Origin of the sequence: Citrobacter sp. Marseille-Q6884 (assembly GCF_945906775.1) — a bacterium.
Classification (GTDB): domain Bacteria; phylum Pseudomonadota; class Gammaproteobacteria; order Enterobacterales; family Enterobacteriaceae; genus Citrobacter.
The window spans coordinates 1,785,026-1,800,734 of sequence record NZ_CAMDRE010000001.1 but is presented as its reverse complement, the minus strand read 5'-3'; the positions used below and the strand labels follow the sequence as shown (position 1 = coordinate 1,800,734).

15 protein-coding genes are annotated in these 15,709 nt (G+C 52.5%); 4 read left to right on the top strand and 11 right to left on the bottom strand.

Translation table 11 applies throughout. The annotated features are described in order from the left end of the window. Positions 1-187 precede the first annotated feature (187 nt). Together N7268_RS08570 and yjjY are read right to left on the bottom strand one after the other, a co-directional pair. Complete coding sequence (locus N7268_RS08570; RefSeq protein WP_260862498.1) at positions 188-874, bottom strand: tRNA/rRNA methyltransferase; 687 nt, start codon at positions 872-874, stop codon at positions 188-190. 399 nt (positions 875-1,273) lie between these two features. Then, complete coding sequence (gene yjjY, locus N7268_RS08565) at positions 1,274-1,414, bottom strand: protein YjjY (RefSeq protein ID WP_001541509.1); 141 nt, start codon at positions 1,412-1,414, stop codon at positions 1,274-1,276. A gap of 95 nt (positions 1,415-1,509) precedes the next feature. Here yjjY and arcA point away from each other — a divergent pair, with 95 nt between their 5' ends. Further along, a complete protein-coding gene (arcA, locus tag N7268_RS08560) occupies positions 1,510-2,226 on the top strand; it encodes a two-component system response regulator ArcA (protein WP_001194359.1) in 717 nt (238 codons plus the stop codon). Positions 2,227-2,293: 67 nt separating this feature from the next. Here arcA and creD read toward each other — a convergent pair whose 3' ends face one another. Genes creD through creA form a run of 4 tightly spaced genes read right to left on the bottom strand, consistent with a single transcriptional unit; the run spans position 2,294 to position 6,315 of the window. Next, positions 2,294-3,658, bottom strand: a complete 1,365-nt coding sequence (creD, locus tag N7268_RS08555) for a cell envelope integrity protein CreD (RefSeq protein ID WP_260862496.1) — start codon at positions 3,656-3,658, stop codon at positions 2,294-2,296. A 57-nt stretch (positions 3,659-3,715) separates the two neighbouring features. Beyond that, complete coding sequence (gene creC, locus N7268_RS08550) at positions 3,716-5,140, bottom strand: two-component system sensor histidine kinase CreC (protein WP_260862495.1); 1,425 nt, start codon at positions 5,138-5,140, stop codon at positions 3,716-3,718. Next, positions 5,140-5,829 carry a two-component system response regulator CreB gene (gene creB / locus N7268_RS08545; RefSeq protein ID WP_260862494.1) on the bottom strand — a complete coding sequence of 230 codons (690 nt, stop codon included), beginning with the start codon at positions 5,827-5,829 and terminating at the stop codon, positions 5,140-5,142. Before creB ends, creC begins: the two co-directional genes overlap by 1 nt. 12 nt (positions 5,830-5,841) lie before the next feature. Further along, positions 5,842-6,315, bottom strand: coding sequence for a protein CreA (creA, locus tag N7268_RS08540; protein ID WP_198906553.1), 474 nt, complete (start codon positions 6,313-6,315; stop codon positions 5,842-5,844). 211 nt (positions 6,316-6,526) lie between these two features. On the opposite strand from creA, the gene robA reads away from it, so the two are divergent. Further along, positions 6,527-7,396, top strand: coding sequence for an MDR efflux pump AcrAB transcriptional activator RobA (gene robA, locus N7268_RS08535; protein ID WP_198906554.1), 870 nt, complete (start codon positions 6,527-6,529; stop codon positions 7,394-7,396). Here the strand turns inward: robA and gpmB are convergent. Next, complete coding sequence (gpmB, locus tag N7268_RS08530; RefSeq protein ID WP_260862493.1) at positions 7,393-8,040, bottom strand: 2,3-diphosphoglycerate-dependent phosphoglycerate mutase GpmB; 648 nt, start codon at positions 8,038-8,040, stop codon at positions 7,393-7,395. The two genes, robA and gpmB, sit on opposite strands and share 4 nt — an antisense overlap. Before the next feature lie 52 nt (positions 8,041-8,092). On the opposite strand from gpmB, the gene yjjX reads away from it, so the two are divergent. Continuing rightward, positions 8,093-8,608, top strand: coding sequence for an inosine/xanthosine triphosphatase (yjjX, locus tag N7268_RS08525; RefSeq protein WP_260862491.1), 516 nt, complete (start codon positions 8,093-8,095; stop codon positions 8,606-8,608). Positions 8,609-8,680: 72 nt separating this feature from the next. On the opposite strand, the gene trpR is transcribed toward yjjX, so the two are convergent. Together trpR and sltY are read right to left on the bottom strand one after the other, a co-directional pair. After that, the gene (gene trpR, locus N7268_RS08520; protein ID WP_260862490.1) at positions 8,681-9,007 is read right to left on the bottom strand and encodes a trp operon repressor; all 327 of its coding nucleotides are present in this window, start codon (positions 9,005-9,007) and stop codon (positions 8,681-8,683) included. A 90-nt stretch (positions 9,008-9,097) separates the two neighbouring features. After that, complete coding sequence (gene sltY / locus N7268_RS08515) at positions 9,098-11,035, bottom strand: murein transglycosylase (protein WP_260862489.1); 1,938 nt, start codon at positions 11,033-11,035, stop codon at positions 9,098-9,100. Between the two features lie 207 nt (positions 11,036-11,242). On the opposite strand from sltY, the gene ettA reads away from it, so the two are divergent. Further along, positions 11,243-12,910 carry an energy-dependent translational throttle protein EttA gene (gene ettA, locus N7268_RS08510; protein ID WP_260862488.1) on the top strand — a complete coding sequence of 556 codons (1,668 nt, stop codon included), beginning with the start codon at positions 11,243-11,245 and terminating at the stop codon, positions 12,908-12,910. Between the two features lie 85 nt (positions 12,911-12,995). On the opposite strand, the gene nadR is transcribed toward ettA, so the two are convergent. After that, the gene (gene nadR / locus N7268_RS08505; RefSeq protein ID WP_409929183.1) at positions 12,996-14,225 is read right to left on the bottom strand and encodes a multifunctional transcriptional regulator/nicotinamide-nucleotide adenylyltransferase/ribosylnicotinamide kinase NadR; all 1,230 of its coding nucleotides are present in this window, start codon (positions 14,223-14,225) and stop codon (positions 12,996-12,998) included. 94 nt (positions 14,226-14,319) lie between these two features. Then, complete coding sequence (gene radA, locus N7268_RS08500; RefSeq protein ID WP_260862486.1) at positions 14,320-15,702, bottom strand: DNA repair protein RadA; 1,383 nt, start codon at positions 15,700-15,702, stop codon at positions 14,320-14,322. Positions 15,703-15,709 lie beyond the last annotated feature (7 nt).

Genomic DNA, 15,709 nt, shown 5'->3' with positions numbered 1-15,709 from the left:
TTATTATCTGTCTGTATTCTTTAAGGGTTAAAGTATCTGATGACCTAAGTCAATAAATTTTTAAATTGATCACATTCCGAAACTTGTTCATGAGCGACTGCTTGCCCTTTTACTTTCAACCAATACAGAATGCCAAACCCTCTTGAAGTCAGAATCAAACACCAGAAAACACAAAATTCAACACATTTTATTTTGTGATGTTTTTTTCAATATCATGTAAAAAACGGTGCAACATTGCCGTGTCCCGCTGCCCTAACAGGCCAATTCGTTGCTGCAGCCAATCCGTAAGTTTGATGTCATCAGCCACATCAAGCGTGGTTAATAAATCTAAGATACGGGCACGTAGTGCCTGTAACTGAAGCTCATCCGCCACTTTGATTGTTTTTGCAGGTTGTTGTATTAAACCTGCTAATTGATAGCAATACACCATCACCGCCTGCCCCAGGTTGAGCGAAGGATAGTCAGCCACCATCGGTACACCGGTCAGGACGTCCGCCAGCGCTAATTCTTCGTTCGTCAGCCCTGAATCTTCACGACCAAAAACCAGCGCAGCGTGTTCTGTCCATTCCGCTTTTTCTTGCAGCAACGGAACCAGCTCTGCCGGCGTGGCGTAATAATGAAACTTCGCACGGCTGCGTGCCGTCGTGGCGACAGTAAAATCAACGTCATGAAGTGCTTCGGCTAACGTTGGAAAAACGTTAATATTATCAATAATGTCGCCTGACCCATGCGCCACCCAGCGCGTGGCGGGTTCCAGGTGCGCCTGGCTGTCAACGATCCGCAGTTGGGTGAATCCCATGGTTTTCATAGCACGGGCCGCAGCACCAATATTTTCCGCTCGGGCGGGGGCAACCAGAATAATTGTTAAACGCATTTTGATACTCTTTTTGGTCAGTCTGTCGATAATAATGTGATGCACATCAACATATTACGCAGCGCGAATTTACATATTTTTAACAGAAATCACTGAAAAAGCATTTCGCATTTAGTAAAAAATGCTAAACTGTTTCGTGACTGTACTATTGCTTTTTATGTTAACAGAAGTTGCATATCCTTCTGTTTATCCATGATAATTTAATTTAGAATGGCACTCATTCATTGGATTCATTACATTTATTAATTAGCGCGTGCAACTAGTTGTATTATTGCAAATTTGTGATGGAAGCTAACATTTGGATACGATGATTTCATCAAACTGTTAACGTGCTACAATTGAACTTGATATATGTCAACGAAGCGTAGTTTTATTGGGTGTCCGGTACGTCTTAGCCTGTTATGTTGCTGTTAAAATGGTTAGGATGACAGCCGTTTTTGACACTGTCGGGTCCAGAGGGAAAGTGCCCACGACCAAGCTAATGATGTTGTTGACGTTGATGGAAAGTGCATCAAGAACGCAATTACGTACTTTAGTCATGTTACGCCGATCATGTTAATTTTCGACATGCATCAGGCAGGTCAGGGACTTTTGTACTTCCTGTTTCGATTTAGTTGGCAATTTAGGTAGCAAACATGCAGACCCCGCACATTCTTATCGTTGAAGACGAGTTAGTAACACGTAACACGTTGAAAAGCATTTTCGAAGCGGAAGGCTATGATGTATTCGAGGCGACAGATGGCGCGGAAATGCATCAGATCCTCTCTGAATATGACATCAACCTTGTGATTATGGATATCAATCTGCCAGGGAAAAATGGTCTCCTGTTAGCACGTGAACTTCGTGAACAAGCTAACGTTGCGCTGATGTTCCTGACGGGCCGCGATAACGAAGTCGATAAAATTCTCGGCCTCGAAATCGGCGCTGACGATTACATCACCAAGCCGTTTAACCCGCGTGAACTGACTATCCGTGCTCGTAACCTGCTATCCCGTACCATGAATCTGGGCACGGTCAGCGAAGAGCGTCGTAGCGTTGAAAGCTACAAGTTCAATGGTTGGGAACTGGACATCAACAGCCGTTCTCTGATCGGTCCTGACGGCGAGCAGTATAAACTGCCACGCAGCGAATTCCGTGCCATGCTTCACTTCTGTGAGAATCCGGGCAAAATCCAGTCTCGCGCAGAACTGTTGAAAAAAATGACCGGTCGCGAGCTGAAGCCGCATGATCGTACCGTTGACGTGACCATCCGTCGTATTCGTAAGCATTTCGAATCTACGCCGGATACCCCAGAAATCATCGCCACCATTCATGGTGAAGGTTACCGTTTCTGCGGCGACCTGCAGGATTAATACGATCCTTACAGGTATAAAAACGGCGCTTTATGCGCCGTTTTTCATGCCTGGTCAAAAAGGTTGGCTACTTCCACACTCGCAAAGCATCGTCTTCAGGCTTTAATTCTGCGTGTGGTAATTCGGCAGATTTAGGTTTCGACACAGCAAGCGAATGCCAGTCAAGATGACGCGTCAGGAACATCACCGCACAAAGCGCCAATAGCAGCACACCGGTTCCCAACAGTAAGGCACTGTCCTGCGAACGCAGCAGCACCCACATTACGCCATCCAGTGCTAACAGCGCCAGGGTGAACACGATACTGCTACGCCATCCTTGTAATACCGCCTGTAAATAAACGCCATTCATCAATGCGCCCACCAGGCTGGCGATAATCCAGGCTGCCGTAAAGCCTATATGTTCTGACAGCGCCAGCAGCAACAGATAGAACATCACCAGCGATAACCCCACCAGCAGATACTGCATAGGATGCAGCCGCAAGCTGGTCATGCTTTCCAGCACAAAGAAAGACATAAAGGTCAGCACGATCAGTAAGATGGCGTATTTAGTTGCTCTGTCTGTTAACTGATACTGATCCGCAGGTGTTGCGACAGCAACGCTAAACGCGGGCATACTCTGCCAGCTAATTTTGCCGCCATCAAAGCGTTCTCCCAGATTATTGGCGAACCAACTGCTTTGCCATTGAGCCTTGAATCCTGACTCGCTGATCTCACGCTTCGCCGGAAGAAAATCCCCCAGAAAGTTAGGATGCGGCCAGTTGCTGGTTAAGGTCATTTCGCTGTTACGCCCAACCGGAACCACCGAGAAATCGCCGGTACCACTCAACGTGAGCGAAAGCGCCAGACTCAGGTTTTGCTGTGCCCAGCCTGCATCAGGTAGCGGAATATGGATACCCTGCGTACGCCCGTTCAGCCCCGTGCCAGGTTCAACAGCCAGTGATGTTCCGTTGACCTGCGACGTATTGACGACCCCAATCCCACGGGCATCCCCCACACTAACCACAACAAACGGTTTTCCCACGGTGATATTGGGATGATTCAACTCACTCAGACGCTCAGCATTAAACTCCGCCTTCACCGACACATCGTTATGCCAGACCTGCCCCTCGTAAATACCGATCTTACGCGCTTCGACGTTCTGGTTTCCCTCAATCACTAACGATTCCGGTAGCCAGAAGTGGATATAGCTGCGTTTCCGCTGAATCTCTTTGTTATCTTCCTGCTCGGTATACAGTTCGGTCACAGGGATGGCGATCAGCGGGCCGACCATATTTTGCGGCCCACTGGTGCTCTGGCGGATGGCACGATCCACTTTGTCACGGTAATCCGAGCGCTCAACGATTATCTGTCTGACCATCGTCAAGGGAATAAGCAACAGCAGTATTGCACCACTTAAGGTGACGATTTTCCAAAACAGGGGTGATTTCAACATAGTGTTCTCCTTTGCAATACCCGCAAGGTAGAACAGCTATGTGCGGAGAATTTGAAGTTATGTGAAGTGACGGTGAAGTGTAAACGATGCCTGCGTCCCACCTTCAGGGCGATTGCATACCGTCACTTCGCCTTGCAGCAGCCGCGCAACTTCGCGCACAAACGCCAGCCCCAAACCGCTACTCTTCTGCCCATTCTCACGGGGAAGCGAGTAGAAACGTTCAAAAATACGCGGCAGCGCAAAATCCGGGATCCCGCTACCGCTATCGATGACCTGCAATACGACTTTCTCCTCCTGCGGCTGTGCGCACAGAACAATCGTCCCGTTCTGAGGAGTAAAGTCGATAGCGTTATCCAGCAAATTACCCACCGCCTGCTCCAGCAACGCCGGATCAGCGGCAACAGTCAATGATGAAGGCTTAATAGTCAGAGTGATGTTCTTCGCGGCAAGCTGCACACTGCGCGCTTCACACAGTTGGGTAAACAGTGCATCAACGGCCACCAGAGAGAAGGTTATATCCTGTCGATTTTCCAGTCTCGCCTGGCGTAACAGGGTTTCAACCAACGCCTGCATACGCGCATTTTGCGTCAGAATATTATCGGTAAAACGCGCCACCACGTTGGGAGGTGGGCCTTCGCGCAAGATTTCGGCGGCCCCACGAATAGCCGCCAGTGGGCTTTTTAGTTCATGGGTCAACGCATAGACGTACTGTTCGATGTAATTCTTACCTTCGAGCTTCAGACGCATGCTTTCCAGCGCCTGCGCCAGTTTGCGTAACTCAGTGCTGCCTAAATCAGGTAAAGCAACGGGCCGGTTCTCCGTAACGGAATCCGCATAGCGCGCCAGCCGGGCAATAGAACGGTTAATCCACCACACCATGCCTGCGCCAATCACTAATGCAATTCCCAGCAATACGGCACTCGCCCACAGCATCCGCCGTTCGCTACGTTGGATGACCGGTGCCATCGCCGCATTCGATTTACCCACACTCAGAACGCCGATGATACGTTCACCATCAAAAATCGGCGCAGCAACGTACATAACCGAGCTTTCAGGATCATGTGGATTTTGCAGCGTACTCCGTGCGCCATACTGCCCACGCAGCGTTAACCAGACATCGTTCCAGCGAGAGTAATCTTGCCCCACCGCTTTATTGGCAGAATCAAACAACACTTTGCCCTGCGCGTCGGTCATATAGACGTGATATTCATTACGCACTTTGCTGATGCCGCTGATATTGGCGCGAAAGGGGCGATTGTTCAGTTGCGAAAACGCCTGCGCCAGCTTGCCATTGGCGGGGGAACCAGAGAGCACGTCGTCGCGCGCCAGCGCAGCCAGCAGCGTAGCCGTATCAATCAACGTGCCTTCGGTCGCTCGACGAACGCCTGGCTTGATCTCCTGCACAAAGATAGACAGAACGAACCAGGCGGCGACGGCCACGATCAGAAAATAGCCCAGCAGCAGACGCATACCTATGCGCATCAGGTGATCCTCAGGCTGTATCCCATACCGCGATGTGTGTTAATGGGCGAGAGGTCGGGGTTAATGGCACGCAGTTTGGCTCGTAACGTTTTGATGTGCGTATCCACCGTCCTGTCAAACGTATCCTGAGCATCTGCCCAGACTAAATCCATCAACTGCTGACGAGAATAGATACGTCCTGGCGACATCAACAATGTTTTCAGCAACAGAAATTCGTAGCGCGTCAGCGTTAACGGTTTCCCAAACCAGGTGATCTGCGCCGCCGGTTCATTGAGTTCAAAATCACCACAACGCGTGGCCAATGACGGCGCGGCAAATTTCTTCACCCGTCTAAGCAATGTGCGCACGCGCGCGCACACTTCACGCGGAGAAAAGGGTTTCGCCACATAATCATCCGCGCCAATTTCCAGCCCCAACAGGCGATCAACTTCATCGCTACGCGCCGTCAGGAAAAGGATGGGCAACGCCGGATGGTATTCCAGCAAGCGCCGACACAGTTCAAAACCGCTGATATCAGGGAGACCGACATCAAGGATTATCGCGTCGGGGCATCGCTGGCGCGCGCTTTCCAGCACAGGCAATCCGCGCTCAAACGCTTCCACGCTAAAACCTTCCTGCTGCAGCATGTAGATAAGCGTGTCCGCTATTCCCTGCTCATCCTCAACTAACCAGACCCGCGCCTGTTGCATATTGCTTCCTTGTTATTGTCGCCACGGCATAATAGGCACCGCGCTGATGGCATTTTTAGGCGATCCATCAACAACCTTATCGGAATAGGCCAGGTACGCCAGCGCATTACGCTTCGCGTCGTAAAAGCGTACAACCTGTAACGATTTAAACACCAGCGAGGTACGTTTCTTAAAGACGACTTCGCCCTGCGCTTTACCGTTCTTAATTCTGTCGCTCAGTTCCACCGGCCCCACCTGCTGACAGGAGATCGCGGCATCGGACGTATCTTCAGCCAACCCCAGACCGCCCTTGATACCGCCGGTTTTCGCGCGGCTAACATAACAGGTCACATTGGTGACATCCGGGTCATCAAACGCTTCGACCACAATCTTATGATCGGGTCCAAACATTTTGAATACCGTATCAACGGATCCAATCTGCTCCGCATGAGCAACCTGCGCCAACATCATCAAAATTGAGGAAATGACTAAGCTCTTATATTTCATATTGTTACCATTTTTTAAAGTGACACTGTGCAATTATTCAACATTTAAAGATAAAATGTATATAGATCACATGATTACAATAATCACGCTTTCGGATGACCGAAAAAAGCACTTATGAGCAAAAAAAACACTGAATGCTAAAACAGCAAAAAATGCTATTATCCACATACCTGACGTCAGGTACTCGTTGTTGAAAGGATGAGGATATTATATGGATCAGGCAGGCATTATTCGCGACCTCTTAGTCTGGCTGGAAGGTCATCTGGATCAGCCTCTGTCGCTTGACAATGTGGCGGCAAAAGCGGGCTATTCCAAGTGGCACCTGCAGAGAATGTTTAAGGACGTGACGGGCCATGCTATTGGCGCCTACATCCGCGCTCGTCGTTTATCGAAGTCCGCAGTGGCGCTACGCCTGACTGCACGACCGATTCTGGATATTGCGCTGCAATACCGCTTCGACTCTCAACAAACGTTTACCCGCGCGTTCAAAAAGCAATTTTCCCAAACGCCGGCGCTTTACCGCCGTTCACCGGAGTGGAGCGCATTTGGCATTCGCCCGCCGATGCGACTCGGGGAATTTGCCATGCCGCCGCATCAGTTCGTGACGCTGGAAGATACACAACTGCTCGGCACCACGCAAAGCTACTCCTGCTCGCTGGAACAGATCTCTGATTTCCGTCATGAAATGCGTATCCAGTTCTGGCGTGACTTCCTCAGCCAGGCGCCTGCCATTCCGCCCGTCCTGTATGGACTTAACGAAACGCGCCCCAGCTTTGAGAAAGATGACGAACAGGAAGTGTTCTATACCACCGCACTGACGCCTGAACAGGCCAATGGCTACGTACAATCAGCACAACCCATCCTGCTGCAGGGTGGCGAATATGTGATGTTCACGTACGAAGGTCTGGGAACTGGCGTGCAGGAATTTATTCTGACGGTCTATGGCACCTGTATGCCAATGCTGAACCTGACGCGCCGTAAAGGTCAGGATATAGAGCGATACTACCCGGCAGAAGATGCCAAAGCAGGCGATCGCCCTATTAACCTGCGCTGCGAATTCCTTATCCCTATTCGCCGCTAACGCTGCAGTTCATCCAACGCAGGGGCATCGAGATGCGAGATGTCTCCTGCGGTTTCAACCACCCATCCCGGCGCCAGCCACAAGCTTTCCTGATAATCGACGCGAGAAATTGAGCAGTTACGCAGACGTAACCGACGCTCCGCCCATGCAGGCAATCCCAGAATGGTACTTACCAGGCAACCCAGAGCAATACCGTGACTCACCAGCAGTGGGCGGCTCCCCTGCGGCAGTTCCAGACAGGATGCCAGGGCGGCGTTGACACGCACTCCCAGTTCCTGCATCGACTCTCCTTCCGGGATACGACCATCAACCGTGCCATTCACCAACTGGCGACGCCAGCCCTCTTCTTCCTGGGTCAGCGTGTCGATATGACGTTTTTCCAGCACGCCCATATTCAGCTCACGCAGGCGGGGATCAAAGGTAATATCACAGCCACAAGCCTGGGCGATGATCTCTGCTGTACGGCGTGTACGACCTAAATCACTACTGATGACATGCGTAATGCCAAGCGAACGCGCGCGTTCGCCAACCTGCATAGCTTGCTGCTCACCTTTAGCGGTGAGCGGGCTGTCTGACTGGCCTTGAATACGTCGCTCGGCGTTCCACTGTGTTTCACCGTGGCGGACAAGGTATACCTGTAACATGCTTTTTTTCCGTTATACTGCGATGCGATGAATTTTCAAACTGAGCTTAATTATGCACAAGGTTATCTCTGCTACCACCAATCCTGCCAAAATTCAGGCAATTCTACGGGCATTTGAAGAGATTTTCGGGGAAGGATCCTGCCATATCGAACCCGTCGCCGTCGAGAGCGGTGTGCCGGAACAACCTTTTGGAAGCCAGGAAACGCGCACTGGCGCACGGAATCGGGTGGAGAATGCACGCCGACAGCACCCTGAGGCCGACTTCTGGGTAGCCATTGAAGCGGGTATTGATGACGATGCCACCTTCAGCTGGGTGGTCATTGATAACGGTATTCAGCGCGGCGAGGCGCGTTCAGCCACGCTACCGTTGCCCGCAGTCATTCTCGAAAGAGTACGTCAGGGTGAAGCGTTAGGCCCGGTGATGTCACAGTATACGGGTATTGATGAGATTGGCCGCAAAGAAGGGGCTATCGGCGTATTTACTGCGGGTAAACTGACGCGAGCCAGCGTCTATCATCAGGCCGTGATTCTGGCGCTCAGCCCGTTTCATAATGCGGTATATCGGTAACGGTTACCGGAGGGTGGCCCGGCGTCATTTGTAGGCCTGATAAGCCGTGACAGCCTCGCCATCAGGCAATTTTCAACTTTTGCCGAGCAGCACCTGTTCCAGCCACTGGCGCAACTCTACCGGTGCGGATTTAAGACTGTTCGAACCACGCGTAATGGTGGCGATGCCAGCCCCGAGTTCATTTTTTAACTCGCGCTGGCTCATCTCGCCACGCAGCAATTCTTCAATAATGCGCACACGCGTTCCCAGCGCTTCGCGCTCATCCGGCGTTAACATCAAATTAAGCAGCGGCTGGTGTAAATCCTGGTCGTAGGCGTGTTTTAGTAGATCGACAAAACGTAACCACTCCTGGTGACGTTGTTCTGCCATCTCTGCTGAATAGGGTGATTGCTGAGTCATAAATTGTCGCCATCGTTACGGGGGAAGCGTGCTTGCTTCCCCCCATTTGTACTCTTTAACGAGTACGATAGCATAACACAATCGACACGATCAGTAACGACGTTGCCATTCTGCGTCACTCATCAACTCGGGTTTATCTCCGAGGAAGTAACGATAATAGGCGTCGTACGCCAGTACGTTTTTCACGTACCCACGGGTCTCAGAGAACGGAATACTTTCTACAAATGCCACCGCGTCAATTCGCCCTGCGCTATTGCCAAGCCAGGTACGAACGCGCCCCGGTCCGGCATTATAGGCCGCAGAAGCAAAGATACGGTTGTTGCCAAATTGCTGATACACATACTGCAGATAGCGGGTACCGATATTGATGTTGGTTTCAGGATCTAACAGCTGACCAGGGCTGCTGTAACCCGGGATCGAGAACATTTTCACGGTATGCGTCGCCGTACCCGGCATAATCTGCATTAACCCACTGGCCCCAACCGGAGATTTCACCTTCGGGTTCCAGGCGCTTTCCTGACGAGCAATCGCCATCGCGTAACTTTGCGGAACGTCTGTCCCACTGGTATAGCGGGTAAACAGATCGTTGTAGGCCAGTGGGAAACGCTCTTCCAGATGATCCCACAGTTTTCCGGCGATCGTGGCCTGCACGCTCAGATCCCACCAGTGGTTGTTGAAGGCGTAACGCGCCAGTTGCGCCTGTTCAGACTTCGTCCGGCTGGTCACCAGATTAGCCCATTCACTGCGCGCGGTGTTATCCATATTCCAGTACATCAGCTCGCGAACACGCGCCATCTCCGGCCCTTGCGTCAGGGCTGGGTCAACATCCGCAGGCGCTTTGTCCACTTTCAGCTCATACTCTTCACCCAATCTTTGCGCCGCGACCATCGGGTAGAAGCCGCGTTGCTGCATCAACGAATGCAGGATCTCTTTCGCTTCGGCGTCACGCCCTCGCTCAAGCAGGAGATCCGCTTGCCAGTAGCGCCATTCATCTTTCTCTTTTGCTTCCATCGGTAACCGCGCCAGCCAGGTATTCAGGCCGCGACGATCGCCGGTACCCAGCGCCATCCGCACCCGGCGTTCCACCAGCGTGGTTGATTGTGATCGCATAATGGCGTCATCACGCCATTTGGCCTGCTCGTCAGTCACATCGTTGCCCATCAAACGCCAGGCGACGATATCACGCAGTTCCTGTGTTTGATCATCATTGAGCTGTTGTGCCTGCGCCAAAGATGGGATCATCAAGCGTGCATTTTCCACGTCCTGACGCGCCACGCTGGCAAACGCGACCGCCGCCATCTGGCGGGTAAAATCCGTCGCGCCGGTCGTGCGGGCAAACGTCATGACAGAATTAGGATCGTTTGCCAGCGCGATGATCGCCGACGCAATCGTCTGATACTCCGCAGGCATTTGTCCAGCCAGTGCGGTCACCAGCCCTGTGTTGCCCGCTTTCATCGCCAGGCGAATTCGCTCCAGATAGGCCAGCGGATCCTGAGTCCCCGATGCCCGCCATACGCCGAATAATTTATCGCAGGCATTAGGCTGACTTTTACCGGTGAGCCAAAGATCTTTCGCCCCTTGCCAGGCTTCCTCTGTTTGTCCGGTGCTCCATTTCGCATAGTAGTAGTTACATTGCGCTTCGGTCGTGCCGGGTTTATCCGGGCTGAACGCCAGCAACCCGCGCCAGTCTTCGCGGCGAGCCAGTTCGTTGACGAATCGTGATTGCAATGTACGGGCAGGCGGCAGGGTCGGATTCGCGCGCACAAAATTCGTGACGGTAATGGTCGGCTGATTCATCAGATCGTCAGTGATCTGGCGATATTCAAGGTAGGGATACAAAGGATAGCTCTTCAGACCCGGCATCATCTGCTCCACGACATCCATCTGTCGGTTGTCCCAGGCCTGCTTAATTTGCGCATAGCGATTACGCTGCTCATCCAGAGAATCGGCTCTCGCCACTTGACTTACCGTCAGCAGACATACGCTGGCCGCCAGCAAGCGCCAGGTAAATTGTTTGGCTTTGTCCACAAGCTCTTCCTCTTGTCGTGTTATGTCTGTGCAGCATCATGCCGCTTAATTAATTCATGCTAACCAGACATTGCGGAATGTGCCACGTCACGGACACTTTTTTACTTTTGTTGCGAGTGAGATCTGCTGGCTGGGATTGGACAGTGAAAACAGCTACACTTCGCCTTTGATAACTCTTCACCAAAATAGATGAGAGGCGAGTCCAACGTGGCCCAATTCGTTTATACCATGCATCGTGTCGGCAAAGTGGTTCCGCCGAAACGTCATATTCTTAAAAACATCTCTCTGAGCTTCTTCCCTGGCGCCAAAATCGGTGTGCTCGGTCTGAACGGCGCGGGTAAATCTACCCTGCTGCGCATCATGGCCGGCATTGACACTGATATCGAAGGCGAAGCGCGTCCGCAGCCAGGTATCAAAATCGGTTACCTGCCGCAGGAACCGAAGCTGAACCCAGAACATACCGTTCGTGAATCGGTTGAAGAAGCCGTTGCCGAAGTCGTTAACGCCCTGAAAGGTCTGGATGAAGTGTACGCCAAGTACGCCGAGCCGGATGCCGACTTCGATAAACTTGCCGCGCAACAAGGCAAGTTTGAAGAAATTATTCAGGCGCACGACGGTCATAACCTCAACGTGCAACTCGAACGTGCCGCCGACGCACTGCGTCTGCCGGACTGGGATGCCAAAATTGAGAAGCTTTCCGGTGGTGAACGCCGCCGCGTAGCGCTGTGCCGCCTGCTGCTGGAAAAACCAGACATGCTGCTGCTCGACGAACCGACCAACCACCTGGATGCGGAATCCGTGGCATGGCTGGAACGCTTCCTGCACGACTTCGAAGGTACCGTTGTGGCGATTACCCACGACCGTTACTTCCTGGATAACGTTGCCGGATGGATTCTGGAGCTTGACCGCGGTGAAGGTATTCCGTGGGAAGGTAACTACTCCTCCTGGCTGGAGCAGAAAGATCAGCGTCTGGCGCAGGAAGCCTCTCAGGAAGCTGCTCGCCGTAAATCCATTGAGAAAGAGCTGGAGTGGGTACGCCAGGGCGCTAAAGGCCGTCAGTCGAAGGGCAAAGCCCGTCTGGCGCGCTTTGAAGAACTCAACAACACCGAATACCAGAAACGTAACGAAACCAACGAACTGTTTATTCCACCTGGACCACGTCTGGGCGATAAAGTCGTTGAGGTCAGCAACCTGCGTAAATCTTACGGCGATCGCGTTCTGATTGACGATCTGAGCTTCTCCGTACCAAAAGGGGCTATCGTCGGCATCATCGGGCCGAACGGCGCGGGTAAATCGACGCTGTTCCGTATGTTGTCCGGTCAGGAACAGCCTGATAGCGGCACCATTGAGCTGGGTGAAACCGTGAAGCTGGCGTCTGTTGACCAGTTCCGTGACGCAATGGATAACAGCAAAACCGTGTGGGAAGAAGTTTCTGGCGGGCTGGATATCATGCGTATCGGCAACACCGAAATGCCAAGCCGCGCTTACGTAGGCCGCTTCAACTTCAAAGGTGTTGATCAGGGTAAACGCGTCGGCGAATTGTCCGGTGGTGAACGTGGTCGTCTGCACCTGGCGAAGCTGCTGCAGGTTGGCGGCAACATGCTGCTGCTCGATGAACCGACCAACGACCTGGATATCGAAACCCTGCGCGCACTGGAAAACGCCCTGCTGGAATTCCCGGGCTGCGCGATGGTTATCTCGCACGACCGTTGGTTCCTCGACCGTATCGCGACTCACATTCTGGATTACCAGGATGAAGGGAAAGTCGAGTTCTTTGAAGGTAACTTCACCGAATACGAAGAGTACAAGAAACGCACGCTGGGCGCTGATGCGCTGGAGCCGAAGCGTATTAAGTACAAGCGTATTTCTAAGTAATCGTTCAGATGCCCGATAGCGCTTCGCTTATCGGGCTTACGGACGCTGGCCGGATGGTCGTTACATCGCCATCCGGCACTTCAACCTACCCCTGCTCGCCCATCAACTCTTTAACCAGCTCCACACAACGCAGGAATCGGCCATCGTAGTCGGGTTCTTTTACGTGGACAAAGTCGATGTTGTTTTCTTGCAGCATTTCGACCAGCAGCGACTGAAACGCCTTACGGTCAACCGAACTGCCAAGACTTCGCAGCCCATCAGCAACCCATGGGGTATTGTTTTCCAGGAGGATCACCAGATCAAAGCGGTACTCATCAATCAACGCCTGCACAAACGGGTGTTCACGCCCTTCATACTTTTTACAGAACGCCTGAGTCGTGACGAAATCGGTATCGATAAATGCCACTTTATTGGCGTACTTAACAGCGAAATCAATGTATTGCGCCTGCCCTAGCGCAATTTTATCGTAATCGGAATACTGCAGCGCCATCTCGTCGCCACCCAAATGGGAGAAGACATAGTCACGCCCGTATTCCCACGCACTGGTGGTATTAAAAATATTGGCAAGCTTGTTCACCAGCGTCGATTTGCCGCTCGACTCGCCGCCGAGGATCGCCACGGTACGCACAAAAAACGGCTTCACTTCGGTGGGGATATACTCCCAGTAGCGGAACGGGTTTTCACGAATTTGCGCGCCACTGATGCTCATAAACGTCCGTTTGGGATCAACCAGTACGGTTTCAATCCCAAGATGCTCCAGATATTGCGGGGCGTCAGCCGCTTCAGAGGTGTAGATCCAGTTAGGTTGGATCCCTTTCTCCTGCATGAACGTTTTGATCCCGTTACTCCAGACATCCCAACCATGCGGATAGGGTTCCATGCCCTCTTCATTGAACGCGTGAATGCGGATATTTTTCTGATATTTGAACGTTTGCAGCAGCCAGCGTAAACGATCGGAAACCGTGGGCTGTTGAGACATGGCGCTGTCCTCAAACAGACTACGATCGCGCGTATCGTCATAACCCATGATGATATGCAGTTCATCGACCTGGCTACAGGCGCGCTGGATCAGATAGATATGACCGGTATGCAGCGGATAAAACTTACCAAATACCACACCGATGTTTTTCTGCTGGCGGGGAAACTCCAGCCCCAGAAAACGGTGCAGCGCCTCCAGTTTTTGCGCGCTGGGACTTTTGATTTTGGCATTCAAAAGCTGGCTTAAATAACCCTTGGTCATGCCACTGGCATCCGCCACTTGTTGCAGCGTGCAGCCCTTTTGCTTAATGGCAGTTTTCAGATAATCAAATGACACAAGAGCCTCCTGCTGAAAAAACACAGGCCGGATAAGGCATCGCCGCCATCCGGCACTTCACCGCCCTGTCGCCGAAAAGACGACGGGTAGTTAATTATAAGTCGTCAAAGACACTCAGTGCGTCAGAAAGTTTTTTAACACCAAAGATCTGCATCCCTTCCGGCACTTTCTTCGGTACGTTAGCGGCGGGCACTATCGCCCGACGAAAACCGTGCTTCGCGGCTTCCGAAATACGCTCCTGACCGCTGGGAACAGGACGAATTTCACCCGCCAGCCCCACTTCACCAAAGACGACTAAATCCTGCGGCAGCGGACGGTCACGAAGGCTGGAAACCATTGCCAGCAGCAGCGCCAGGTCTGCGCTGGTTTCAGTAACTTTTACGCCACCCACCACGTTGACGAAAACGTCCTGATCCGCCATCTGCAAACCACCATGACGGTGCAGCACCGCCAGCAGAATCGCCAGACGGTTTTGTTCCAGCCCAACAGCCACGCGGCGTGGGTTGGACATCATGGAGTGATCGACCAGCGCCTGGATCTCCACCAGCAACGGACGCGTCCCTTCCCAGACCACCATCACCGAACTGCCGGAAGTGACTTCATCACCACGACTTAAAAAGATGGCAGAAGGGTTGCTGACTTCGCGCAGCCCCTGCTCGGTCATCGCGAAGACGCCAAGCTCATTCACCGCACCAAAGCGGTTTTTATGGCTACGCAGGGTACGAAAACGGGAATCGGCATCACCGTCGAGCAGCACCGAGCAGTCAATACAGTGCTCCAGCACCTTCGGCCCCGCGAGTGAACCGTCTTTGGTGACGTGACCGACCATTACAATCGCCACACCGCGCGTTTTGGCAAAGCGCGTCAGATAAGCCGCAGTTTCACGGACCTGAGCCACGCTGCCTGGCGAAGACTGAATGTCCGCCATATGCATCACCTGAATGGAGTCGATAACCATCAGCTTAGGCTGTTCTTCTTCCGCAATCAGGCAGATTTGCTCGATGCTGGTTTCCGACAGCATGTTCAGGTTCGCTGTCGGCAGGCCGAGTCGATGCGCACGCATCGCGACCTGCTGCAGGGATTCTTCACCCGTGACGTACAGGGTCTTCATCTGCTCGGCAAGCTTGCACAGTGTTTGCAGCAGTAAGGTTGATTTCCCCGCACCAGGGTTCCCCCCGATCAGAATGGCGCTGCCGGGCACCACACCGCCGCCCAACACGCGGTCAAACTCTTTAAAACCGGTAGAAAAACGCGGCAATTCCTCAAGGCTGATGTCAGACAGTTTCTGAACCTTCGCCACGCCCGCATTCCCGGCATAACCACTGAGCCGCTCGTTACGCGCCACCGTTGGCGATGCCGCCAGACGCACCTCGGTAATGGTATTCCAGGCCTGACAGGCGCTACATTGCCCCTGCCAGCGCGGATAATCGGCCCCGCATTCGTTACAAACAAAGGCGCGCTTAGGAGCTTTTGCCACGTTTTAC

What these genes read in the sequence shown, in the direction of transcription:
- N7268_RS08570 (WP_260862498.1), bottom strand. Translation starts at nt 874, where the DNA reads ATGCGTTTAACAATTATTCTGGTTGCCCCCGCCCGAGCGGAAAATATT.
- yjjY (WP_001541509.1), bottom strand. Translation starts at nt 1,414, where the DNA reads ATGACTAAAGTACGTAATTGCGTTCTTGATGCACTTTCCATCAACGTC.
- arcA (WP_001194359.1), top strand. Translation starts at nt 1,510, where the DNA reads ATGCAGACCCCGCACATTCTTATCGTTGAAGACGAGTTAGTAACACGT.
- creD (WP_260862496.1), bottom strand. Translation starts at nt 3,658, where the DNA reads ATGTTGAAATCACCCCTGTTTTGGAAAATCGTCACCTTAAGTGGTGCA.
- creC (WP_260862495.1), bottom strand. Translation starts at nt 5,140, where the DNA reads ATGCGCATAGGTATGCGTCTGCTGCTGGGCTATTTTCTGATCGTGGCC.
- creB (WP_260862494.1), bottom strand. Translation starts at nt 5,829, where the DNA reads ATGCAACAGGCGCGGGTCTGGTTAGTTGAGGATGAGCAGGGAATAGCG.
- creA (WP_198906553.1), bottom strand. Translation starts at nt 6,315, where the DNA reads ATGAAATATAAGAGCTTAGTCATTTCCTCAATTTTGATGATGTTGGCG.
- robA (WP_198906554.1), top strand. Translation starts at nt 6,527, where the DNA reads ATGGATCAGGCAGGCATTATTCGCGACCTCTTAGTCTGGCTGGAAGGT.
- gpmB (WP_260862493.1), bottom strand. Translation starts at nt 8,040, where the DNA reads ATGTTACAGGTATACCTTGTCCGCCACGGTGAAACACAGTGGAACGCC.
- yjjX (WP_260862491.1), top strand. Translation starts at nt 8,093, where the DNA reads ATGCACAAGGTTATCTCTGCTACCACCAATCCTGCCAAAATTCAGGCA.
- trpR (WP_260862490.1), bottom strand. Translation starts at nt 9,007, where the DNA reads ATGACTCAGCAATCACCCTATTCAGCAGAGATGGCAGAACAACGTCAC.